At 67.1% G+C, this 23,425-nt stretch carries 19 protein-coding genes and 1 riboswitch; of the genes, 7 read left to right on the top strand and 12 right to left on the bottom strand.

Annotated elements, in window-relative coordinates:
- From QOC69_RS12790 to QOC69_RS12770, 5 genes are all read left to right on the top strand, one after another.
- The coding region (locus QOC69_RS12790) for a transporter associated domain-containing protein (protein ID WP_526439968.1) at window positions 1-1,012 on the top strand (1,012 nt) is incomplete at its 5' end.
- Window positions 1,005-2,090 (top strand): CBS domain-containing protein, encoded by a 1,086-nt coding sequence (locus QOC69_RS12785; RefSeq protein ID WP_526439966.1) that lies wholly within the window; start codon window positions 1,005-1,007, stop codon window positions 2,088-2,090. The genes QOC69_RS12790 and QOC69_RS12785, both read left to right, overlap by 8 nt.
- Complete coding sequence (locus QOC69_RS12780; RefSeq protein ID WP_526439964.1) at window positions 2,083-2,985, top strand: 3-methyladenine DNA glycosylase; 903 nt, start codon at window positions 2,083-2,085, stop codon at window positions 2,983-2,985. Before QOC69_RS12785 ends, QOC69_RS12780 begins: the two co-directional genes overlap by 8 nt.
- A gap of 85 nt (window positions 2,986-3,070) precedes the next feature.
- The gene (locus QOC69_RS12775; protein WP_526439962.1) at window positions 3,071-5,275 is read left to right on the top strand and encodes a malate synthase G; all 2,205 of its coding nucleotides are present in this window, start codon (window positions 3,071-3,073) and stop codon (window positions 5,273-5,275) included.
- A gap of 52 nt (window positions 5,276-5,327) precedes the next feature.
- Entirely contained in the window at window positions 5,328-7,502 is a 2,175-nt protein-coding gene (locus QOC69_RS12770) for a hypothetical protein (protein WP_526439960.1), read from the top strand.
- 22 nt (window positions 7,503-7,524) lie between these two features.
- Here QOC69_RS12770 and gcvP read toward each other — a convergent pair whose 3' ends face one another.
- The 12 genes from gcvP to QOC69_RS12710 all read right to left on the bottom strand — a co-directional run bounded on the left by gcvP (window position 7,525) and on the right by QOC69_RS12710 (window position 19,460).
- Window positions 7,525-10,395, bottom strand: a complete 2,871-nt coding sequence (gene gcvP, locus QOC69_RS12765; protein WP_526439958.1) for an aminomethyl-transferring glycine dehydrogenase — start codon at window positions 10,393-10,395, stop codon at window positions 7,525-7,527.
- Between the two features lie 172 nt (window positions 10,396-10,567).
- Window positions 10,568-10,666, bottom strand: a riboswitch (glycine riboswitch).
- Window positions 10,667-10,708: 42 nt separating this feature from the next.
- Complete coding sequence (locus tag QOC69_RS12760) at window positions 10,709-11,332, bottom strand: MerR family transcriptional regulator (protein ID WP_526439956.1); 624 nt, start codon at window positions 11,330-11,332, stop codon at window positions 10,709-10,711.
- 237 nt (window positions 11,333-11,569) lie between these two features.
- Complete coding sequence (locus QOC69_RS12755) at window positions 11,570-12,064, bottom strand: bifunctional nuclease family protein (RefSeq protein ID WP_526439954.1); 495 nt, start codon at window positions 12,062-12,064, stop codon at window positions 11,570-11,572.
- Window positions 12,065-12,110: 46 nt separating this feature from the next.
- Entirely contained in the window at window positions 12,111-12,842 is a 732-nt protein-coding gene (gene ftsR / locus QOC69_RS12750) for a transcriptional regulator FtsR (RefSeq protein ID WP_526439952.1), read from the bottom strand.
- Between the two features lie 19 nt (window positions 12,843-12,861).
- Window positions 12,862-13,341: a glycogen accumulation regulator GarA gene (garA, locus tag QOC69_RS12745; RefSeq protein ID WP_526439950.1), complete on the bottom strand. Its 480-nt coding sequence runs from the start codon at window positions 13,339-13,341 to the stop codon at window positions 12,862-12,864.
- A 127-nt stretch (window positions 13,342-13,468) separates the two neighbouring features.
- On the bottom strand, window positions 13,469-13,864 hold the full coding sequence (gcvH, locus tag QOC69_RS12740; protein WP_526439948.1) for a glycine cleavage system protein GcvH: 396 nt from the start codon (window positions 13,862-13,864) through the stop codon (window positions 13,469-13,471).
- Between the two features lie 37 nt (window positions 13,865-13,901).
- Window positions 13,902-14,717 (bottom strand): DUF881 domain-containing protein, encoded by an 816-nt coding sequence (locus QOC69_RS12735; RefSeq protein ID WP_526439946.1) that lies wholly within the window; start codon window positions 14,715-14,717, stop codon window positions 13,902-13,904.
- Between the two features lie 2 nt (window positions 14,718-14,719).
- On the bottom strand, window positions 14,720-15,052 hold the full coding sequence (locus tag QOC69_RS12730) for a small basic family protein (RefSeq protein ID WP_184435367.1): 333 nt from the start codon (window positions 15,050-15,052) through the stop codon (window positions 14,720-14,722).
- Between the two features lie 25 nt (window positions 15,053-15,077).
- Entirely contained in the window at window positions 15,078-15,989 is a 912-nt protein-coding gene (locus QOC69_RS12725) for a DUF881 domain-containing protein (RefSeq protein ID WP_526439943.1), read from the bottom strand.
- Window positions 15,982-16,635, bottom strand: a complete 654-nt coding sequence (locus tag QOC69_RS12720) for a CDP-alcohol phosphatidyltransferase family protein (RefSeq protein WP_526439941.1) — start codon at window positions 16,633-16,635, stop codon at window positions 15,982-15,984. The genes QOC69_RS12725 and QOC69_RS12720 overlap by 8 nt, the downstream gene beginning before the upstream one ends.
- A 337-nt stretch (window positions 16,636-16,972) precedes the next feature.
- On the bottom strand, window positions 16,973-19,369 hold the full coding sequence (gene secA2 / locus QOC69_RS12715) for an accessory Sec system translocase SecA2 (RefSeq protein ID WP_526439939.1): 2,397 nt from the start codon (window positions 19,367-19,369) through the stop codon (window positions 16,973-16,975).
- On the bottom strand, window positions 19,314-19,460 hold the full coding sequence (locus QOC69_RS12710) for a GNAT family N-acetyltransferase (protein ID WP_526439975.1): 147 nt from the start codon (window positions 19,458-19,460) through the stop codon (window positions 19,314-19,316). The genes secA2 and QOC69_RS12710 overlap by 56 nt, the downstream gene beginning before the upstream one ends.
- Window positions 19,461-19,544: 84 nt before the next feature.
- On the opposite strand from QOC69_RS12710, the gene QOC69_RS12705 reads away from it, so the two are divergent.
- Complete coding sequence (locus tag QOC69_RS12705; RefSeq protein WP_526439937.1) at window positions 19,545-21,452, top strand: ABC transporter ATP-binding protein/permease; 1,908 nt, start codon at window positions 19,545-19,547, stop codon at window positions 21,450-21,452.
- Between the two features lie 45 nt (window positions 21,453-21,497).
- Window positions 21,498-23,423 (top strand): ABC transporter ATP-binding protein/permease, encoded by a 1,926-nt coding sequence (locus QOC69_RS12700; RefSeq protein ID WP_526439935.1) that lies wholly within the window; start codon window positions 21,498-21,500, stop codon window positions 23,421-23,423.
- The last annotated feature ends 2 nt before the right edge of the window (window positions 23,424-23,425 follow it).

Below are 23,425 nucleotides of genomic sequence, written 5' to 3'. Positions count from 1 at the left end.
CTCGGTGTCGATGGTGTTCGGCGAACTGGTCGCTCAGTACCTCGCCGTCGCGAAGCCATTGGCCACCGCACGCGTCGTAGCCGGACCGCAGCTGCTGTTCTCGATGGCCACCACCCCGCTGATCAAGCTGACCAACGGCACCGCGAACTGGATTCTGCGCCGAGTGGGCATCGAGCCTGCCGAAGAGTTGCGGTCGGCGCGCTCGCCGCAGGAACTCGTGTCGCTGGTGCGCAACTCCGCCCGCCAGGGTTCGCTCGACCTCTCGACGGCCACATTGGTGGACCGCTCACTGCGGTTCGGCACCAGGACCGCCGAGGAGCTGATGACGCCCCGCTCGACGATCGAGGCGCTGCAGGCCGACGACACCGTCGCCGACTTGGTCGCCAAGGCGATGGAAACCGGCTACTCGCGCTTCCCGATCGTCGAAGGCGACCTCGACGAGACCATCGGAATCGTGCACGTCAAACAGGTCTTCGAGGTACCGCGAGCCGACCGGCCGCACACCACGCTGGCTTCCCTGGCGCTGCCGGTGCCCACCGTGCCGTCCACTCTCGACGGTGATGCCGTGATGACACAGATCCGGGCCAACGGCCTGCAGACCGCGTTGGTGGTCGACGAGTACGGCGGCACCGCGGGAATGGACACCGTCGAGGATCTGATCGAGGAGATCGTCGGCGACGTCCGCGACGAGCACGACGACGCGACCCCGGACGTCGTCGAGATGCGCAATGGCTGGCAGGTATCCGGGCTGCTGCGCATCGACGAGGTCGACACGGAGACCCCATTCCGTGCCCCCGAGGGCGAGTACGAAACCATCGGCGGTCTGGTGCTCCACGAGCTCGGACACATTCCGGACGAGGGTGAGTCGGTGAAGCTGACCGAGTTCGACCCCGATGCCGCGCTCGACCATCCGGTGCGGTGGCTGGCGAGCGTCGAGCGGATGGACGGGCGCCGCATCGACCTGATCAAGCTGGTCAGGCTCGGCCCCGACGAGGAGGAAGCAGATGGGTGACCTCCTGGGTGTTCTGCTCACGGTGTTGCTGCTGGCCGCCAACGCCTTCTTCGTCGCTGCGGAGTTCGCGCTGATCTCGGCGCGGCGCGACCGGCTCGAAGCCCTCGCCGAACAGGGCAAACGCAGCGCAATCGCCGTCATCCGGGCCGGCCAGAACCTGTCGCTGATGCTCGCCGGTGCGCAGCTCGGCATCACGGTGTGCTCGATCCTGCTCGGCCGTGTCGGGGAGCCCGCGGTGGCCCATCTGCTCGAGACACCGTTCGATCTGCTGGGTGTGCCCGACGCCGTGCTACACACGGTGTCCTTCTTCGTCGCGATCACGATCGTCGTGGTGCTGCACGTTCTGCTCGGCGAGATGGTGCCGAAGAACATCGCCATCGCCGGGCCAGAATCTGCCGCGATGCTGCTGGTCCCGCCGTACCTGCTGTGGATCCGGATCGCGCGGCCGTTCATCGCGTTCTACGACTGGTGCGCCAAGTTGACGCTGCGCATGTTCGGCGTGGAAGCCAAGAACGAGCTCGAGAACACCGTGTCGATGATCGAGTTGTCCGAGATGATCGCCGAGTCGGTATCCGAAGGCCTGCTCGATCCCGAGGAACACAATCGCCTGTCGCGGGCGCTGCAGATCCGCAACCGCGTCGTGGCCGACGTTGCCGTGCCGGTCAACGAGATTCACGCGGTTCCCGCAGCCTCCGACGGCTCGGGTCCGACCGTTGCAGCCATCCAACAGGCACTGGCCGAGACCGGCTACTCACGGTTCCCCGTCGCCGACTCCGCAGGCCGATTCACCGGTTACGTGCACATCAAGGACGTGCTGCCGCTGGTCGACGATCCCGATGCGGTAGTCGACCCGTCCATGGTGCGGCCACTGCCGCGGTTGCTCGCGACGCTGCCGCTGCCCGACGCGTTGTCGCGGCTGCGACGGGACAACAGCCACCTCGCGCTCGTCACTGCTGAGCGCGTGGGCGACGACCAGGAGACACCCGCCGACGATGACCGGGTCATCGCGATGGTGACGCTGGAGGACCTGGTCGAGGATCTGGTGGGTACCGTCCGCGACGGAACCCACCGTGTCTGAGCGCGTACTCGACCACGTCCTGCTCGACGAATCGGTATGGACCGAGCGCGAACGTCTGCACGCCGAACGAGTCGACCAGTTCGTCGAACCGCACCTGCATCGTGCCCGACGTGGCGAAGCTCACCCGGTGTGGGATTTCCTGTTCAGCTACTACAGCCTGAAGCCACGCCAGTTGCGTCGTTGGCACCCCGGATACGGGGTGGCGCTTGGCGGTGGGGCGGCCGACCGCTTCCGCGGGCGTACCGGCTACAGCACGCTCGGATCGGCCGTCACCGTCACCCCCGAGCATTTGCTGGCCCGCGCCGAGACCGTCGAATTCATCGCCGATCTGCTGCGCGCCACCGCCCGTCGCAACGCCCGGTTGAACTGCTTCGGCCTGCATGAGTGGGCGATGGTCTACCGCACCTCCGACGTTCGGCACGGCCAGGTGCCGCTGCGGCTGGGCGCCGCAGGCACCGATGCCGTGGTCGAGTCGATGCCGTTGCGCTGCAGCCACTTCGACGCCTACCGGTTCTTCACCGAGCCCGCAGCGCCGCGCAACGCGGAGCGGCTGAGCCGGGCGTCCCAGGTCGCCAGCGAGCAGCCGGGGTGCGTTCACGCGAACATGGATCTCTACAAGTTCTGCGGGAAACTGGGCCCGCTGGTGGAGTCCGGCTTGCTCGTCGACTGCCTCGACCTCGCCGCCGACGCCCGCGAGCTGGACATGCGTGCCAGCCCATACGACCTCACCGGATATGGTTTCGACCCGATCGCCATCGAAACACCGGCGGGCCGCGCCGAGTACGTCCGCGCCCAGCAGGACGTCGCCGACCGTGCGGCGCCCCTGCGGGCGGCCCTGGCAGACCGGTGTGACCACCTGCTCACCGCGGTGCACCGCGAATCAGACAGCGGGTGAACCGCGAATCCGGCAGAGCGGTGCGCGGCAATTAGCTGGGGTTACCCACGGGTAAGCTGGGTCGACGCTTTTTAGGGAGGAACCAATGAACGATCGCGTGACCGTCGGCAACCTGCGGGTCGCCAAGGTGCTACACGACTTCGTCACCAACGAGGCCCTGCCGGGCACCGGGCTCGATCCGGAGAGCTTCTGGGCGGGCGTGGACAAGGTGGTCACCGACCTGGCGCCGAAGAACCAGGAGCTGCTGGCCCGTCGCGACGACCTGCAGGCTCAGATCGACAAGTGGCACCGTCAGCGCGTCATCGGACCGTTCGAGCCCGCGGAGTATCAGGCGTTCCTCACCGAGATCGGCTACCTGCAGCCCGAGCCCCCCGACTTCACCATCACCACGTCCGGCGTCGACGCCGAGATCACCACCACCGCCGGACCGCAGCTGGTGGTGCCCATCCTCAACGCGCGGTTCGCGCTCAACGCGTCCAACGCCCGGTGGGGATCGCTGTACGACGCGTTGTACGGCACCGACGTCATTTCCGAGGCCGACGGCGCCGAGAAGGGCACCAGCTACAACCGGGTCCGCGGCGACAAGGTGATCGCCTACGCCCGCGCCTTCCTCGACGACGCCGTGCCGCTGGCGTCGGGCACGTGGGACCAGGCGACCGGCATCAGGATTGACGACGGTCAGCTTCTGATCGATCTCGGCGACGGACTTTCGACCGGATTGGCCGCACCGGAGAAGTTCGTCGGCTACACCGGCGACCTCGGCTCTCCCAAGTGGTCCGTGTTGTTGAAGAACCACGGCCTGCACATCGAAATCCTCATCGACCCCGACTCCCCCGTCGGCGCAGGCGACGCCGCAGGCATCAAGGACGTGGTGCTGGAGTCGGCGATCACCACGATCATGGACTTCGAGGACTCGGTGGCCGCCGTCGACGCCGACGACAAGGTGCTCGGGTACCGGAACTGGCTCGGCCTGAACCGCGGCGACCTGACCGAAGAGGTCAGCAAGGGTGACAAGACGTTCACCAGGGTGCTCAACGAGGACCGCACGTTCGCCACACCGGACGGCGGTGAGCTGACCCTTCCCGGCCGCAGCCTGCTGTTCGTGCGCAACGTCGGACACCTGATGACCAACGATGCGATCGTCTTCAACGCCGACGGCGAGGACGGCCCTGAGGTGCCAGAAGGCATCCAGGACGCGCTGTTCACCGGCCTCGTCGCCGTGCACGGTCTGAAGGCCGGGGATGGCAACGGCCCACTCGTGAACAGCCGCACCGGCTCGGTCTACATCGTCAAGCCGAAGATGCACGGCCCCGACGAGGTCGCGTTCACGTGTGAGCTGTTCAGCCGCGTCGAGGACGTGCTTGGCCTGCCGCAAGCCACCCTGAAGGTCGGCATCATGGACGAGGAGCGGCGCACCACGCTGAACCTCAAGGCGTGCATCAAGGCCGCCGCGGACCGGGTGGTGTTCATCAACACCGGCTTCTTGGACCGCACCGGCGACGAGATCCACACCTCCATGGAGGCCGGGCCGATGATCCGCAAGGGGGCGATGAAGAGCCAGCCCTGGATCAAGGCCTACGAGGACGCCAACGTCGACACCGGGCTGGCCGCTGGCCTGTCCGGGCGCGCCCAGATCGGCAAGGGCATGTGGGCCATGACCGAGCTGATGGCCGACATGGTCGAGCAGAAGATCGGGCAGCCCAAGGCCGGTGCCACCACCGCCTGGGTGCCGTCGCCCACCGCCGCGACGTTGCACGCCATGCACTACCACCAGGTGGACGTGTTCGAGGTGCAGAAGGAGCTGGCGGGCAAGAAGCGGACCACGATCGAGGAGCTGCTCACCATCCCGCTGGCCAGCGAACTGGCGTGGGCGCCAGAGGAGATCCGCGAAGAGGTCGACAACAACTGCCAATCGATCCTCGGCTACGTGGTGCGCTGGATCGACGCGGGCGTCGGCTGTTCCAAGGTGCCCGACATCCATGACGTTGCGCTGATGGAAGACCGCGCCACGCTGCGCATCTCCAGCCAGCTGCTGGCCAACTGGCTCCGCCACGGCGTCATCACCACCGATGACGTGAAGGCAAGCCTGCGCCGGATGGCCGCGGTGGTCGACGAGCAGAACTCCAAGGACCCGACCTACCTGCCGATGGCACCCGATCCCGAGGCCAGCATCGCGTTCGAGGCTGCCCAGGAGTTGATCCTGTCGGGCGGCGAGCAGCCCAACGGCTACACCGAACCGATCCTGCACCGGCGCCGCCGCGAGTTCAAAGCCCGACACTCCGGCCTGTGACTAGACTTCGGCCGAGCCGGATGACGACTCGACGCGAGGACAGAGGTTAGGGATGGGTAGGCACAGCATTCCCGACCCCGACGAGGCACCCGACGGCCCTCGGGCTCCGTTGGGTGACGATGCGGAGGGCTTCTCCTACGACCAGCCGGGCTACGAACCCGGGTATGGCGAACCGGGTTTCGGCGAACCCGGTTATGCCAATCGTGATTTCGCAGGCGACGAGCACGACGACCAAACAGGTTATGAGCAACCCGGCTTCGACGCCTCCGATTACGACGAAGCCGATTACGACGAAGCCGATTACGACGAAGCGGATTACGACGAGCCGGCGCCCCGCCAACCTGGGTACGAGGCAAACTACTGGCAGCAGGATGAGCCGGACTACCGCTACGACGAGCCCGACGCCCCGACGCACTCCTTCGCAGCCAACCCCCCGCCGCCGCGGCCGCCCCTCACGGGACCTGCACACGGCGGCGATTGGGAGGGCGGCGAGTGGACGGGCAGCCACAGGGCCGTCGATCCCAAGCGGCGCGGCGTCAGTGTCGGCGTCATCGTGGCCCTCGTCACCGTGGTGGTGGTGGTCGGTGCAATCATCCTGTGGCGCTTCTTCGGTGACGCGCTGTCCAGCCGGTCCGAACTGGCCGCCGCGCGCTGCGTTGAGGGTGAAGTCGCCGTCGCCGTGGTCGCCGACCCCAGCATCGCCGACCCGCTCCGCGCACTCGCTGACCAGTACAACCAGACCGCTGCACCGGTCGGGGACCGATGCGTGAAGGTCGCCGTGCGGCCTGCGGACTCCGACGCGGTGGTGAACGGTTTCGTCGGCGCGTGGCCCGGTGAACTCGGTGAGCGCCCGGCGTTGTGGATTCCCGGCAGCTCGGTGTCGGAGGCGCGGCTCGAGGCCGCCGCCGGCGAACAGACGGTCAGCGACAGTCGCTCCCTGGTCACCTCGCCGGTGGTGCTGGCCGTCCGCCCGCAACTGAAGGACGCGCTGGCACAGCAGAACTGGTCGACGCTGCCGGCTTTGCAGACCAACCCGACGTCGATGGACGGACTGAACCTGCAAGGCTGGGGCTCGTTGCGGCTGACGCTGCCGCTGACCGAGGACAGCGACGCCAGCTACCTGGCCGCCGAGGCCGTCGCCACGACGTCGGCCCCAGCAGGAGCGCCTGCCACCGCAGGCACCCCGGCCGTCAGCAGGCTGATGGCAGGCCAACCAAAGCTCGCCGACACCAAGGCATCCACCGCGATGGACGCCATGCTGCAGGCCACCGACCCGGCGACCGCACCGGTACACGCAATGGTCACCACCGAACAGCAGCTCTACCAACGCGGCGCGTCGATGCCCGACGCCAAGAGCGAGCTGGCCTCTTGGCTTCCGCCGGGGCCGACCGCCATCGCCGACTACCCGACCGTATTGCTCGCAGGCACTTGGCTTTCCCAGGAACAGGTGAGCGCCGCCAGCGAGTTCGCCCGGTACCTGCGCAACGCCGAACCCATGACCGAGCTGGCCAAGGCCGGCTTCCGTACCGTCGGCGGCACGCCCCCGAAGAACGACGTCACGGACCTCGGTTCGCTTGCGGCGCCGATGTCCGTTGGCGACAACTCCATGCGGGCGACGCTGGCGAACGCGGTGTCGGGTCCCCCGTCGGCGGCCCCGGACACGCCAGCCGGTGCGGGCGCGGTGTCGGTGATGCTCGACCAGACGCTTAACCTCAACCCGGTGCTTGCGGCGTTGAAGGCCAGGGTGCAGGCACTGCCGCCGAACGCGGTGGTCGGATTGACGGCCTTCAATGGATCCGAGGGGTCCACTCTGGTTCCGGTCGGCCCGCTCGGCGACCCGGTCCAGGGACAGCCGCGCGGTGCCGCGCTCGTCGCCGGACTCGACGGCTTGGCATCGACGACCAGCGGCCGGGTGTCGTTCACGACGCTGCGCAACGTCTACACCGACGCGGTCACCAACTTCCGCACCGGGCAACCGAATTCGGTTCTGATCATCACCTCGGGACCGCATACCGACCAGTCGCTGAACGGAACCGGTCTGCAGGATGTGATCCGCGCGGCGTTCGACCCAGCCAAGAAGGTGGCCATCAACGTCATCGACGTGGGTGACGATCCGGACCGGGCGACCTGGCAGGCCATCACCGAGATCACCGGCGGGCAATACCAAAACGTGTCCGCCTCGGACTCCCCCGAGATGGTCGCCAACATCAACGACCTGTTGAACTAACGTCGGTCGACTCCGCGGGCAGTCAGGCGAAGGCCTCCACCGGCGGGCAGGAGCACACCAGGTTGCGGTCGCCGTACGCGGCGTCGATGCGACGCACGGGCGGCCAGACCTTGGGCCGGAACGCCTTGCCAAGCGGGTAGGCCGCCTGCTCGCGGCTGTACGGGTGATCCCAGTCGGCGACCAGAAGGCATTCGGCGGTGTGCGGGGCGTTCCGCAACGGGTTGTCCTCAGCGGGCCACGAACCCGACCCGACCTGGTCGATCTCGGCGCGGATGGCGATCATCGCCTCGCAGAACGCGTCCACCTCCGTCAGGCTCTCGCTCTCCGTCGGCTCGACCATCAGCGTGCCCGCCACCGGGAAGCTCATCGTAGGAGCGTGGAAACCGTAGTCCGCCAACCGCTTCGCCACGTCGTCCACGGTGACGCCGGTGTTCTTGGTGATCGCGCGCAGATCCAGGATGCACTCGTGGGCCACCATGCCGTTCTCCCCCGTGTAGAGCACCGGGTAGTACTCGTCGAGACGGCGCGCGATGTAGTTGGCCGACGCGATCGCGGTGAGCGTCGCGGCGCGCAACCCTGGCGCTCCCATCATCCGAATGTAGGCCCACGTGATCGGAAGGATCGACGCGGACCCGTACGGGGCGGCCGACACGGTGTAGGTGTCGGAGAGCTCATCGGCCAGCGGGTGCCCTGGCAGATAGGGCGCAAGGTGCGCGCGCACCGCGACCGGGCCGACCCCTGGCCCGCCACCGCCGTGCGGAATGCAGAACGTCTTGTGCAGATTCAGATGGCTGACGTCGCCGCCGAACTTGCCCGGCCGCGCCAGGCCCACCAACGCGTTGAGATTGGCGCCGTCGACGTACACCTGGCCGCCGACGTCGTGCACCGCCGCGCAGATGTCGGCGATGTCGTGCTCGAAGACGCCGTGCGTGGACGGATAGGTGATCATCAGCGCGGCCAGCCGGTCGGCGTGCTCGGCGACCTTGGCGCGCAAGTCGTCGAGGTCGACGTCGCCGTTGTCGCGGCACGCCACCACCACGACGCGCATGCCGGCCAGGGCCGCCGACGCCGCGTTGGTACCGTGCGCGCTGGACGGAATCAGGCAGACGTCGCGACTGCTCTCGCCGCGACTCTCGTGGTACGCGTGGATCGCCAGCAGGCCCGCGTACTCGCCCTGCGAACCCGCGTTGGGCTGCAGGGAGACCGCGTCGTACCCGGTGAGCTGGGTGAGCCACGTCTCGAGCTCGGCGATCAGCTTGCGCAGGCCTGGCGTGTCCGACGCTGGCGCGAAGGGGTGCTGGCGGGCGAACTCCGGCCAGGTGATCGACTCCATCTCGGCCGCCGCGTTGAGCTTCATCGTGCACGACCCGAGCGGGATCATGCTGCGGTCCAGCGCGATGTCCTTGTCGGCGAGCGACCGCAGGTACCGCATCATCTCGGTCTCGGTGCGATACCGGGTGAACGCCGGGTGAGTCAGGAACCGTGATGTGCGCGTGGCGATTTCAGGGCCAGGCCAGTGATGTCCGCCGCGGGTGGCGCCGAACGCCTCGAGCACCTGCTCGACGTGCTCGGCGGTGGTGGCCTCGTCGCACGACACCGAAACGTGGTCGGCGTCGACGAGCCACACGTTGATGCCGCGCGCCTTCGCCGCCGCCCGGATCTCCTCGGCGCGGCCGGGAACCCTGGCCAGCACGGTGTCGAAGAACGCGTCGTGCACTACGTCCACGCCTGCCGCGTCGAGGCCGATGGCCACCCCGAGCGCATGGCCGTGCACGCGGTGCGCGATCGCGGTGAGGCCGTCGGCGCCGTGGTAACTCGCGTACATCGCGGCCATCACGGCCAACAGCACCTGTGCCGTGCAGATGTTGCTGGTGGCCTTGTCGCGGCGGATGTGCTGTTCGCGGGTCTGCAGGGACAGCCGATACGCCACCGATCCGTCAGAGTCCACCGATACTCCGACCAGTCGGCCTGGCAGCTGCCGCGCGTGCTTGGTGTGCACCGCCAGATAACCGGCGTGCGGCCCACCGAACCCCATTGGCACACCGAAGCGTTGGGTGCTTCCGAACGCTACGTCGGCGCCGATCTCGCCGGGCGGGATGATCAGCGTGAGTGCCAGCAGGTCGGCACCGACCGCCACCAGCGCGCCGCGGTCATGCGCCTTGGCGACCAGGTCGGTCCAGTCGACGACGGCGCCGCCGGCGCGAGGCGACTGGACGATCACGCCGAAGAAGTCGCCGTCGGGCAGGCCGTCGCGCAGATCGGCGGTGACGATCTCGATGCCGAGCGGCGCAGCGCGGGTGGCGAGCACCGCCGCGGTCTGGGCGTAGAGGTCGGTGTCCACCGCGAGGCGGTTGACCGAGCCCTTCACCGCCCGGTGCATCAGCGTCATGGCCTCGGCCGCGGCGGTGGCTTCGTCGAGCATCGAGGCGTTCGCCACCTCGAGGCCGGTCAGATCCTCGACCATGGTCTGGAAGTTCAGCAGCGCCTCCAACCGGCCCTGGCTGATCTCCGGCTGGTACGGGGTGTAAGCGGTGTACCACGCCGGGTTCTCAAGGATGTTGCGACGCAACACCGGTGGCGTCAGCGTGTCGAAGTACCCCTGCCCGATCATGGACACCGCGACGGTGTTCGCGTCTGCCATCGCGCGCAGCTCGGCCAGCGCGTGCTCCTCGGTGGCAGGCGGGGGCAGCCGATCGAGGCCGGGCGCCAACCCGTCGATGGTCACCGCGTCGAGAATCCCAGCGGGCAGCGCCTTCTCGGCGAGTACGGCCAGGGATTCCACCCCGATGACCTTGAGCATGGTCGCGACGGCGTCGGCGTCCGGGCCGATGTGCCTGTCGGCGAAACGGAACTGGTGATGTTCGCCGGAAGAATGGGATTGAGTACCGGACACGGATGACCTCTCAGGTTCGGCGCGCAGAACGACTGCGGTCCTCCCCCTCTGTCGTCGACCCGAACCGGGCGCCTGAGAGATTCGGCGATCCGGCGGATGGCTCGGATGCCTTTCCCCATGGGCGGGTGAGCCGGCCTGAACTACGACGGCTCACCGCTTTCCAGAGGCATCGGGGCCCTTCGCGGTCCTGGGTGCCTGAGAGGTTGACGGAGAGGTGTTGCTCCTTCGGCGTCCGTGGCTGGCGGCCACGGAACTCTCCCGCGCAGGGACGATGCTCCGCCGAGTCTACCGGCAGACGATCGAGGGTGAGAGGTCAGCCGATCTTGCGGTCGCGGTGCTTGCGGCGCGAGGCCAGTTCGTCCTCGGGCGTGGCGATCGATTCGCCGCCGTCGGCACGCTCACCGGGGAAGTCCGCGATGGCACCGGTCAGTTCCCGCATCGCGCCGGACACCGCGATGCCGAACACGCCCTGGCCGCCCTGCAGCAGGTCGACGACCTCTTCGGCGGACGTGCACTCGTAGACGGTGGTGCCGTCGGAGAACAGGGTGATGTTGGCCAGATCCTTCACACCGCGCTGGCGCAGGTGATCGACCGCGACCCGGATGTTGTGCAGCGAGATACCGGTGTCGAGAAGCCTTTTCACGATCTTCAGGACCAGGATGTCCTTGAAGGAGTAGAGCCGCTGGCTACCCGAACCCGCTGCACCGCGAATGGACGGGACCACGAGTGAGGTGCGCGCCCAGTAATCCAGCTGGCGGTAGGTGATGCCCGCGATCTGGCAGGCGCTCGGCCCGCGGTAGCCGACGAGCTCGTCGGGGACGGAGTCATCGGGGAACAGACCGCCCTGAACGGGTTCGCTGGCCGGGGTCGGAGCCGCCTTCGTGGGTGTGCCACCGGACGACAGATCCAACTGCTCTTGACGTGGCGTGTCGCCCACTGTCCATCCCTTCGCCGAGTCGAACTCGCTTCGTGCTTCGCAGTCTGAACTGCGGGCAAAGCGTTTGCTCCAAGCTCGAATGTGTCGAGCATACGCTTCCCGCCGAGTCGTGACTGCTCGTCGTCATTCAAAGTATGGCTGCCCCATTCGCGGATCCGTGAAACCCGCTCCGCGTGTCGAGCGACCCAGGTCAGTTGAGACGCATCCGTGACAAATCGCAACCCCCGCTACGAGCCCTCAGGTCGCCTTGAAGTCATCGGGAGAGACCGAATCAAGAAATTCCTTGAACTTCTCCACCTCGTCCTCGCGCACGGTACCGGTGGATTCCTCGTCGCCCTCGTCGGGGATGAGCAGGCCGGCTTCCGCCAGCACCGCCTCCTCGACGTAGATCGGGACGCCGACCCGCAGGGCGATCGCCACGGAGTCCGACGGCCGCGCCGACACCTTGATGTCGCGGTCGAAGATCAGGTCGGCGTAGAAGGTGCCCTCCTGCAGATCGACGATCCTGACCTCCTTGAGCGAATGGCCAAGCGCGGCAATCAGATCTCGGATCAGATCGTGGGTCAGGGGCCTCGATGGCTCGACACCCTGCTGTTCGAGTGCAATCGCCGCCGCCTCGGGCTGACCTATCCAGATGGGCAGGTAGCGGTCACCGTTGGACTCTCGCAATAGCAAGACTGGTTGGTTTTGTGGCTGTTCCACGCGAATGCCGACCACACGAACCTCGCCCATCTGCGTCTGCCCTCCGCGCCTCAAACCGTCGAGCCGAGTCTAGTCCTCAGCGATCCAATACGTCGCGCACGGCCGACTTGATCAGCGACGTGTGCAACGTGATCGCCAGTGCCGCCACCTCGCGAGCCAGGTCGTCGGCGCGGTCACGCGCGCCCGCCTTCACCGCCGGACCCGCGATCTGTGCGATCAGGTCGGACTGCCGGTCGGCTGCGGACCGGAAGGCGCGCAGATGGCGCGGCTCGATGCCGTACTCGGCGAGCGCACGCGCACACTGGGCGGCCACCACCGAGTGTTCGTCGAAGAACCCGGCGGGGCCCGGCTTGATCACGCCGGCCCTCGTCAGCGCGGTGAGCATCTCCTCGTCGACGCCCGACCGGGACAGCAGATCCTCGCGGCTCAGCCGTACCTGCGGGGGCGCCACCGCGGCAGTGTCGTTGGCACCGTCGGCAGAGCCGTTCGACACCTGCACCAGGCGCGGCACCCCGTACGCGGACCCCATCTGGGGCAGCTCGCCGTCGGGCTGTGCGTCCAGCTGGGACTTGATCACCTTCAGCGGCAGGTACTGGTCGCGCTGCGCGGTGAGGACGAACCTCAGGCGAGCACAGTCGTAGGCGGTGAACCGCCGGTAGCCCGACGGAGTGCGTTCGGGTGTGACAAGCCCCTCGGCTTCCAAGAACCGGATCTTGGAGATGGTCACGTCCGGGAAGTCGGGTCGCAGCAGGTCGAGGACCGCACCGATCGACATCCCGGCCAGCGCTGGGGTGTCGGGCTGGGTCATCGGCTCTTCGCCCAAGCCATTAGCCGGGCGAGCTGCCGTCGTCGGTCTTCGGCCCGGTCAAGAACACCAGGCGGAACTTGCCGATCTGCACCTCGTCGCCGTTGGCCAGCACCGCCGAGTCGACCGGTTCACGGTTGACGTAGGTGCCGTTGAGGCTGCCGACGTCGACCACCTGGAACTCGCCGCTCTCGAGGCGGAACTCGGCGTGGCGACGACTCACGGTGACGTCGTCGAGGAAGATGTCGCTGTCGGGATGTCGACCGGCCGACGTGGTGGCCTGGTCGAGCAGGAATCGCGAGCCCGCGTTGGGGCCCCGCTTGACGACGAGCAATGCCGAACCCGTTGGCAGTCCCTCTACCCCTGAGACCCCGCTGTCGCTTCCTGCCGTGGCCGGAGCGTCCAGCTCGTTGAGGAAGTCCGCGCGAAAGACCGATGTGGTCTCCACGGTGACTTCATCAGACGTCTGGTCAGCTCCCGAACTGGTGTCGTTATCCGTCACCCGCTGCTCCTAACTGGCTGCTGTGGCGATGTCTGGCCTGGCCGGCCCGCCTTGCGGCAGTCCGTCATGCGTCTGTGACGACCGTACCGCGCGGTACCTGCCGGTGTGTCCACCACCGCCGGTTTTCTCATTCATCGAGGGTCGCGCGGTAGCCGTCGGCGTCGAGCAGCGTGGCAAGGGCATCGGCCAGACTCGCCGCGTCGACCTGCAGGTCGATGAGCCAGCCCGCACCGTACGGGTCCGCGTTGATCTGCTCGGGGGCGTCGGCGAGATCCTCGTTCACTGCAACGACTTTCGCCGTGATCGGTGCGTAGAGTTCGGACGTCGACTTGGTCGACTCCACGTTCCCGAACTCGCTACCGGCCTCGACGTCCGTGCCGACCGCGGGCAGGTCGGTGTACACCACGTCGCCCAGCGCGGACTGCGCATAGTCGGTGATGCCGACCCGGACGGTGTCGTCACCGGTGCGACGCACCCATTCGTGGTCCGAGGTGTAGTACAGGTCGGACGGGATCTCGCTCACGGCGCTCCTTGGTTCTCGGGCTCATCGCGGGGTCGGGTCACTTGACGGGCTGAGCGTATTGGCGGGGTTTGGGTTGCCGCAAGGCGGTCACGTCGACCACGGCGGATTGCTGCACGGCCATTGTGCCGCCGACCCGTTCGATGCTGTCCATCGCCCCGCCGGGGATGTTCATCGCGGCGGCCAGTGTGGGTGGATCGCCAATCGCCAGAACCGAATACGGCGGGGTCATCGCGGTGCCGTCCACGTTGAGCGCGCCGGCCGTACCGACCACCCAGGTGTCGACGCCGACGCGGACCGCCGAATCTTGAGATCGGATCTCGATGGCCTCGGCGCCCGCGGCGCGCAACTCGTTGATGACGTCGAGCATCGTCTCCGGCGACACGCCAGGCGCGGTGTCGCCGATCGTGAGCGTGACCCCCGGCCCCGTCGCGCCGACGGTGCCGATCAAGATCGACATTGCGCCCAGCCTGGCCCTGGCGTTCTCGATCGCCGCCTGGTCGTTGCTGCCGGAGGACTGAAGCGCCGTCAGGGTGCGTTGCAAGTCGGCGACCTCGGTGTTGAGGGCCGCTTCGCGCTGTTGCAGCGAATCCAGCAACACCAGCAGGTCGGCGGGCCTTGCGGTCTCCAGCGAGTCGCCGGACTCGGTCTGGCGGACCTGCGTGACGATCGCGACGCCGAGCACCACGCACAGCAGGATCGCCAGCCCGCCGAAGATCAGCTGGGACCGGCCCCGGCGGACCACGCCGGCCACACCGCCCGGCCGCAGGTCGCCGATCGGCCGGGCCTGCTCGTCGGGGGGCAGCTCGTGGCGGCCGTGATGTTCTCCCGGGTCTTGCCCTCCGTGATCGCTCATCGTCACGCTCCGAACAGCCTGCGCCGCAGCGCGGCGGCGTTGCCGAAGATGCGGATGCCGAGCACAACGATGATCGCGGTGGACAGCTGCGTGCCCACGCCCAGCTGGTCGCCGACGAACACGATGATCGCCGCGACCAGCACGTTGAACACGAAGGACACCACGAAGACCTTCGAATCGAAGATCCGCTCCAGGTAGGCGCGCAGCCCGCCGAACACCGCGTCGAGCGCGGCCACCACCGCGATCGGCAGATACGGCTGGATCACCTCCGGCACGCTGGGATGGAACACCAGCCCCAGCACGATTCCGACGACGAGTGCAGCGATTCCGATCACGTGGGTCCGATCATGTTGGCTCCGATCACTGCCCGATCTGCTTGGCGAAGTTGACGTCTCGAACCGAGCCGGCCGGGACGGTCAGCCCGTCGCCTTCGCTGACGTTGACCCCGACCCCGTAGGAGGTCTCGAGGAGCCGAAGCCGCTGCAGCGCTGAACTGTTGTCGAACACGTCGTGCATTCCGTGCGGTGGCCCGACGGCCAGCACGACGTAGGGGCTGGCGATGGGTTGATTGTCGACCAGAATCCCGCCGCCGGCCTGCCGGATCGTCACGTTGGGCCCGATCCGCACTCCGCCAACGGCGACGGCCTCCGCGCCGCTGACCCACAGCGAGTTGACCACCAACTGCAGGTCGCGGTCGAGGATCACCTGGCGACTGCCCGCGACCCGCTCCTTGGACACGTCGGTGAGGTCGCGGGCCGCGTCGGGTTCGGTCACGGTCACGGTCAGTCCGGGCCCCCGCACGGCCGTGGCGGCCGCCGCGGACTCCGCGACGTCGAGGCTGCCCAGCAGTTGCCTGCCCTGTTCGTCGCCCTCCAGGCGGGTGCGTCGCTCGGCCTCGACCTTGGCGGACAGATCATTGCGTCGGGCGGTGGAGTCGGCGGTGACGGCCTCGGCCGACCGCACCCCGTCGGCCAAGACCACCTGGGTCTCGCGCGTCGCCGGGGCCACCGACCGGGCTTGCGCGGCTGCGGTGGCGAAGACGGCGGCGACGGCAAGGCCCGCGAGCAGCTGCCAACTGCGCTCCGACCACCGGCCGCGGATCCTGCCGTCCTTGCGGCGCGCCGCAGCCCTTTCATAGCCGGTGTCGAGATGCTCGGAGAGCAACGAACGCAGCAGCGAGGGCACGGGGATCAACGTCGGCGCATCCGCCTCGTGGGCGTTGCGTCCGGCTTCCGCGCTGTACCCGCCAAGGGCGCGATCGTCGTCAGCCACTGGACCCACTTCCCGGGTCGCTTCGATGGAGCCGCACTTGCGTGGACTGCCCTCCGGACCGCCGCGGCAGCTGGCGCACCACGAGGGTGACCTGGATGAGGTATAGCACCGCCGACCACAGATACATGGCGATGCCCCAGATCAGGAAGGCCCAGCCGCAGGCCAGGATGACGCGGCTCCACAGCGCGTCCCACTGGCCCAACAGGATCAGCGGCAGGCCGGACATCAATGCGAACGTTGCGGCCTTGCCGATGTAGGTCACCGGCAGCGCCGTCAGTCCGCGGCTGCGCAGCACCGGAAGCGTCGCGGCCAACACGGCGTCACGCCCGATCAGGGTCAGCACGATCCACCAGGGCACGATGCCGTCGATCGCCAACGCCACCGGGACGACGAGCATGTAGATGCGGTCGACGGCCGGATCGAGCAGCTCACCCAGTCGCGACGACTGATTCTCGACCAGCCGCGCGATCTTGCCGTCGGCCCAGTCGGAGAAGCCGCCGAACATCAATACGGCGACCGCCCATGCGTCGGCGTGCGCCACCAGCAGCAGCCACAGAAAGACGGGTACCAGGAGAAGGCGCAGCACGGACAATGCGTTCGGCACCGTCAGCACCCGATTACGCACATCATCCTGCGCGCCGGTCATGGGCCAAACCTAGTGCGAGTCGTGCCTGATGTCGCTGACCGGGTCCGGTAATTTGGCCAGCAAAGGAGACACTCCTGACGACCTCAGCAGCGATCGAGATCGACGAGAGCCTGGATCCGTTCGCCAGGGCGAACCTTGCTGATCCGTACCGGTACTACGCACAGTTGCGCGGCACCGGGCCCGTGCTGTTTCTCCCGTCGCGAAACGTCTACCTGGCGACGACCTACGAGGCTGTCGACGCCGCGTTGCGTGGCTTTCGCACCTTCTCGTCGGCACAGGGTGCCTCCTATCCGAGGGCAAGCACCGTTCGCCCCTTCGGCCGACGGTCACCAACGCCTTAGCGGAAGACCCCGGGCAGGCTCAGCGCCGACATGGTGTCGTCTGCCAGGGGATTGTCGTGAATCATGTAGGTCCACGTGGAGGTCGGACGCGCCAGTTTGGACAAGTCCAGGCCGGGATCCTCATCGACGACGTTGGCGGTCTCGAACGTCTGCTGCGCCGCCTCGATGGCGTCGGCCGCCAGCGAACCGAACGCGTCCACCGCCATCCGGTGGAACTCGTCGAGCGGGTTCTGCCTGCCCAGCGCGCGCAGGTGGATGCTCTCCCGGATGTCGGACAGGTAGGCCTGATGGTCGGCCCAGCCGCGGTCCAGGTGGTACAGCATGATCAGCCGGCAGATCGTCTCCAACCGCTCCTCGCCGATCTCCTCGACCAGTTCCTCGTAGCGCTTGGGTGAACGCTCGGCCAGCTCCTCGCGCGCCGTCGTGGTGCGCAGCAGCTTTTCGCGGCGGTCCGAGATGATCGCGCGCTGCTGGGCGACCAACTGGTTGTAGCGCCAGGTGTTGGCGTGCACGTCGAGCAGCTTGCCCTCGGCGATGCGCTGCGCGTGTTCGAGCAGTTGGGCCGCCTTGTCGTTGGTGATCTGGCCGTCCTCGTCGATCTGCGTCGGCAGCTTCTGCGGTTCCAGGTGAGCGACGACGACGTCGTCCTCCCAGCTGGAGAAGAACACCGACGAACCTGGATCACCCTGTCGCCCGGCGCGGCCGCGCAGCTGGTTGTCCAGCCGCTCGGTGTAATGCCTTCCGGTGCCGATGACGTGCAGGCCGCCCAGCTCGGCGACCTCGTCGTGATCGGTCTCGTCGGAGCCGCCCAGCCGGATGTCGGTGCCACGGCCTGCCATCTGGGTGGACACCGTGACCTTGCCAAGGGTGCCCGCCTCGGCGATCACCGCAGCTTCCTCCGCGTCGTTCTTGGCGTTCAGCACGACCGCGGGGACGCCTGCCTTGACGAGTCGCTCGTGGAGTTCCTCGGATTCGGCGACGTCGCGGGTGCCGACCAGCACGGGCTGGTTGGTCTCGTGCACCGACTTGATGTGCTCGATGACGGCATCGTTCTTGGCCGCGGCGGTGATGTACACGCGGTCCGTCTCGTCCTCGCGAACGTTCGGCGTGTTCGGCGGGATCGGCGAGACGCCCAGCTTGTAGAACTGGCGCAGCTGCTCACCCGCGGCCAGCGCGGTGCCGGTCATCCCACACACCCGGGGGTACCGGTTGATCAACGCCTGCACGGTGATGGTGTCGAGCACTTCACCGGTCTCGGTGGTCTCGATGCCCTCCTTGGCCTCGACGGCCGCCTGCAGCCCGTCGGGCCAGCGCTGCAATTGCGCGATCCGGCCGCGGGACGAGTTGATCAGCTGCACCGCGTCGTCCCTGACGATGTAGTGCACGTCGCGCTGCAACAGCACGTGAGCGTGCAGGGCGACGTTGACCTCGGTCAGCGTGGTGCTGACGTTTTCCTCGGAGTACAGGTCGATGCCACCGAGTGCGGTCTCGAGCTTGCGGGCGCCCACCTCGGTGAGGTGTACGTTGCGGCGATCGGGGTCGGTGTCGTAGTCCTTGACCGCGACCAGGTCACCGACCAGTCGGATGACCTCCACCCGTGGCTGCTCACGATGCGTCGTGCCCGCCAGCACCAGCGGCACCAGTGCCTCGTCGACGAGCACCGAGTCGGCCTCGTCGATCAACGCGACGTCCGGATCCGGCGACACCAGGTCCTCGACGTCGGTGACCAACTGGTCGCGCAGCACGTCGAAGCCGATCTCGTTGACCGAGGCGTAGGTGACGTCGCAGGCGTAGGCGGTGCGGCGCTCGCCGGGCGTGGAGTCGGCGGTGATCCAGCCGACGGTCAGGCCCATGGCCTCCAGCAGCGGCCCCATCCATTCGGCGTCGCGGCGGGCAAGGTAGTCGTTGACGGAGATGACGTGCACGCTGCGGCCAGCCAACGCATAGCCCGCCGCGGCGATCGCTCCGGCCAGCGTCTTGCCCTCGCCGGTCGCCATCTCGACCACGTCACCCGCCAGCATCCGCAGCGCGCCGAGCAGCTGAACGTCGAACGGCCGCAGCGTGGTTGCGCGTTCGGACGCCTCTCGGGCGATCGCCAGGAATTGCGGGATGTCGGACGACTCGGCCAGCTCGCCGAGGTTGAGTAGTTTGGCGGCCTTGCGCAGCTGCTCATCGTCGAGGCCTGCGGCCTTCTCCTCGAATTCGGCGGAGGCGCGGACCTGCCCCATCGACTGGGCTTGATCCTTGTCGGTGCTGGCGCCGAGCAGCTTCCAGAACCGGTTGCTCAGCCGGCTCGGCGCACTGGTCTTGGATTTGGGAGCAGTCTTGGGCACCTGTTCAAGGTACGCGGCCGAGGACACCGGCCGAGAGCGCGATCCGCTGGTAGATCGCATTCGGCACCGGATTGGCCAGGTCCGTGAACAAGACGACCTGATCGGCGCCCATTTCGACCGCGGCCCGTGCCGCCCCGCGCGGCGTGACCAAACCTCTCCGTCGTCCGCACGACGCTGCGGTAGCTTCGCCGCATAGCGGTGTCGTCGGACGACGCCTGCAGAGGAGTTTCGTCGGATGGATTCGGAGAGATTCAAACCGTCAGTCGACTGGAACAACGAACTCGGCAACTCGACGCTGTGGGTGCTCGAGGCATTCGGCATCGCAGCGCTCTGCCTGGTGGTGGTGCTCGTCCTGCTCCGCCGGTTCACCGGGTGGGGACGCCAGTTCTGGCGCATCAGCGGGGGTTACTTCGTCGGGCGTGCGAGTGTGCCGGTGTGGCTGGTGTTGGCGGTTCTGCTGGCCTCGGCGGTGCTGTCGGTGCGGATCAGCGTCTTGATAAGCTACTACGCCAACGATCTGTTCTCGGCGCTACAGATCGCGTTCGAGGGCAGCGGATCGCCGGAGAGCCAACTGAAACAGACTGGCGTCCAAGGGTTTTGGACGTCGATGGGCATCTTCGCCATCCTTGCGACGGTGGCCGCCGTTCGGTTTCTGCTCGACCTATACATCACGCAACGATTCATCATCCGCTGGCGAGTGTGGTTGACCCGCAGGCTGACCGGCGACTGGATGGATGGACACGCGTACTACCGAGGCCAACTCGCCAAGGAACCGATCGACAACCCCGACCAGCGCATCCAGCAGGACATCGACATCGTCACCACCGTGATGGGCGAGCCGAACACGCCGGCCCACGGTTCGGGCAGCACCTTGCTGTTCGGCGCCGTCGAGTCCGTGTTGAGCGTCGCCGCGTTCGGCGTGATCCTTTGGCACCTGTCCGGGCCGCTGACGGTCCTCGACGTGACATTGCCCAAGGCGCTGTTCTGGATAGTGATCGTCTACGTACTGGCCGCGACGATCATCGCATTCTGGATCGGCCGGCCGCTGATCCGACTGAGCTACCTGAATGAGTTGCGCAACGCCAGCTTCCGCTACGCAATGATCCGGATGAAGGACAGCGCCAGTGCCATCGGCCTTTATCGCGGCGAGGACGTCGAACGACGGCTGTTGGATCACCGGCTGACGTCGGTCATCGCGAACTACCGGATGTGGTTGAACCGCATGGTGATGTTCCTTGGCTGGAACCTCACCGCGAGTCAGGCGATCAATCCGCTGCCGTACATCGTTCAAGCGCAGCGGCTCTTCGCGCAGCAGATCTCGTTCGGGGACGTCATGCAGTCCGCGACCGCCTTCCATGCGATCCACGACGCGCTGTCGTTCTTTCGCAATGCCTACGACTCGTTCGCAAGCTACCGGGCGGCCCTCATCCGCCTCGACGGGTTGATCGACGCCAACACACGTGGACGAGCAATGCCTCGGCTGCTCGCCGAGGATTCGGCGGACGACACGGTGCACGTCGAGAACGTCGACGTGCGAACACCAGACGGCAGGCGACTCATCCACGCGCTCTGCCTGCGTCTCGACCCCGGTGACGGCCTGGTGATCAAGGGTCCGTCGGGCAGCGGAAAGACCCTGCTGCTGCAGAGCGTGGCGGGCCTGTGGCCGTACACGTCCGGCGGCGTCAGCTACCCGATCACCGCGCGGGAGACGATGTTCATCTCGCAGCTGCCATACCTCCCGCTTGGCGATCTGAGGGCGGTGGCGTCCTACCCTTCCTCGGAGGGCGCCGTCGACGACGACTTGGTTCAGGGCGCGCTGCTCAAGGTGGCACTGCCGCATCTGGTCATCCGCATCAACGAAGTCAAGGACTGGGCCAAGGAGCTGTCCGTCGGCGAACAGCAACGCATCGCGTTCGCACGCATCCTGCTGAACAAGCCCAAGGCGGTCTTCCTCGACGAGTCCACCTCCGCCATGGACGAGGGGCTGGAGTTGATGCTCTACCGCCTCGTCCGGGCAGAGCTTCCCGACTCGATCGTGGTGAGCGTCAGCCACCGCGCCACCGTCGATCAGCACCACGACCGACAGCTCGAACTGCTCGGCGATGGCGAATGGCGACTCGATCGGCTCGCCCCTACCAGTTGATACCTCCGCAAGGCTGGCAGCAGCTTGTCGGGGTACCTTGCCCGCATGGAAATGTTCACCCCGACGCGGGACTGGGGCAACGAGTGGCTCGCGTCGCTGATCTGGGTCGCCGTGGCGTGGGCCATCGCCGCGGTCGTCACCGTGGTGATCCTGGTTCTCATCTGCCGCTTCACCACGTGGGGCAGGCAGTTCTGGCAGATCACCGGCGCGTACTTCACCGGTCGGCAGAGCGTCAGGGTCTGGCTTTGGCTGGCGGGACTGTTGGTGTTGGTGATGATCGGCGTGCGGATCGACGTGCTGCTCAGCTATTACGGCAGCGACCTGTTCACCAGCTTCCAGGTGATCGCCTCGGGTGTGGGCGGCGGCGATGCTGCGGTGAAGGAGTCCGGCAAGGCCGGCTTCTGGCTCTCGATGATCGTCTTCGCCGTCGTGGTGACCGTCTACGTCGCAGAGGTGATGCTGGATCTGTTCCTGACGCAGCGGTTCATGCTGGCTTGGCGGGCGTGGCTGACCGATCGGCTCACCGGCGACTGGCTCGACGGCAAGGCCTACTACCGGGCCCGCTTCATCGACGACACCATCGACAACCCGGACCAGCGGATCCAGACCGACATCGACATCTTCACGGCGGGAATCGGACCACTCCCCAACACGCCGAACAACACCGCGGGCAACACGCTCGTGTTCGGCGCGGTATCCGCGCTCGCATCGATCTTCTCCTTCGCCATGATCCTGTGGAACCTTTCGGGACCGCTGACGATGTTCGGCATCACGATCCCCAAGGCGCTGTTCTGGATCGGGCTGGCCTACGTCGTGTTCGCCACCGTCATCGCGTTCTGGATCGGCAAGCCGATCATCTGGCTCGCATTCAACAACGAGAAGTTCAACGCCGTGTTCCGCTACGCGCTGGTGCGGCTGCGCGACGCGTCGGAGGCAGTGGCCTTCTACCGGGGTGAGATCGCCGAACGCACCGGGCTGCGGCAACGTTTCGCGCCCGTGGTCGCCAACTACAAGAAGTACGTGAACCGGATGGTCGGCTTCTACGGCTGGAACCTGTCACTCAGTCAGATCATCGTGCCGCTCCCCTACCTCCTGCAGTTTCCGCGATTCTTCGCAGGCGAGATCAAGCTCGGCGACATGAGTCAGTCGGCAACGGCCTTCGGCAACATCCAGACCGGGCTGTCGTTCTTCCGGAACGCCTACGACCAGTTCGCCGGCTATCGGGCCGCGATCATCCGTCTGCACGGCCTTGTCATCGCCAACGAAGAGGGTAGGGCGCTGCCCACCGTGACGACCGCGGCATGTGTCGACGGCACGGTGGAACTCGAGGACGTCGAGGTCCGCACGCCCGACGGAAAGCAGCTGATCAAGCCGCTCGACATGCGCCTGGAGATCGGCGACACCCTGGTGATCACCGGCCCGTCCGGCAGCGGCAAGACCACCCTGCTGCGTAGTCTCGCGGAGCTGTGGCCGTTCACGTCTGGCACGCTGACGCGCCCGTGCGGGCCCAACGAGACGATGTTCCTGTCCCAGCTCCCCTACGTGCCGCTTGGCGATCTCCGCGCCGTGGTGACGTACCCGGGTGAGGAAGGTTCGATCGACGACGACACTCTGCGCAGGATGCTACAGAAGGTGGCGCTTCCACACCTCATCGGGCGACTCGAAGAGGTGCTGGACTGGGCCAAGGTGCTCTCCCCCGGCGAGCAACAGCGGATCGCGTTCGCTCGCATCCTGCTGACCAAACCCAAGGTGGCATTCCTCGACGAGGCCACGTCCGCGCTCGACGAGGGCCTGGAGTTCCTGCTCTACCAGCTGGTGCGCACGGAGCTGCCGGAAACGATCTTGGTCAGCGTCAGCCACCGCTCCACCGTCGAGCAGCATCACACCCACGAACTGGAGTTGTTCGGCGACGGCGAATGGCGACTTGGCCAGGTTGGGGGCGACGACAAACCGGAACCGGCTCTGGTCTAACC

The organism is Mycobacterium sp. (genome assembly GCF_032162105.1).
Lineage (GTDB): Bacteria > Actinomycetota > Actinomycetes > Mycobacteriales > Mycobacteriaceae > Mycobacterium.
This window is presented reverse-complemented; position numbering and strand designations above follow the sequence as displayed.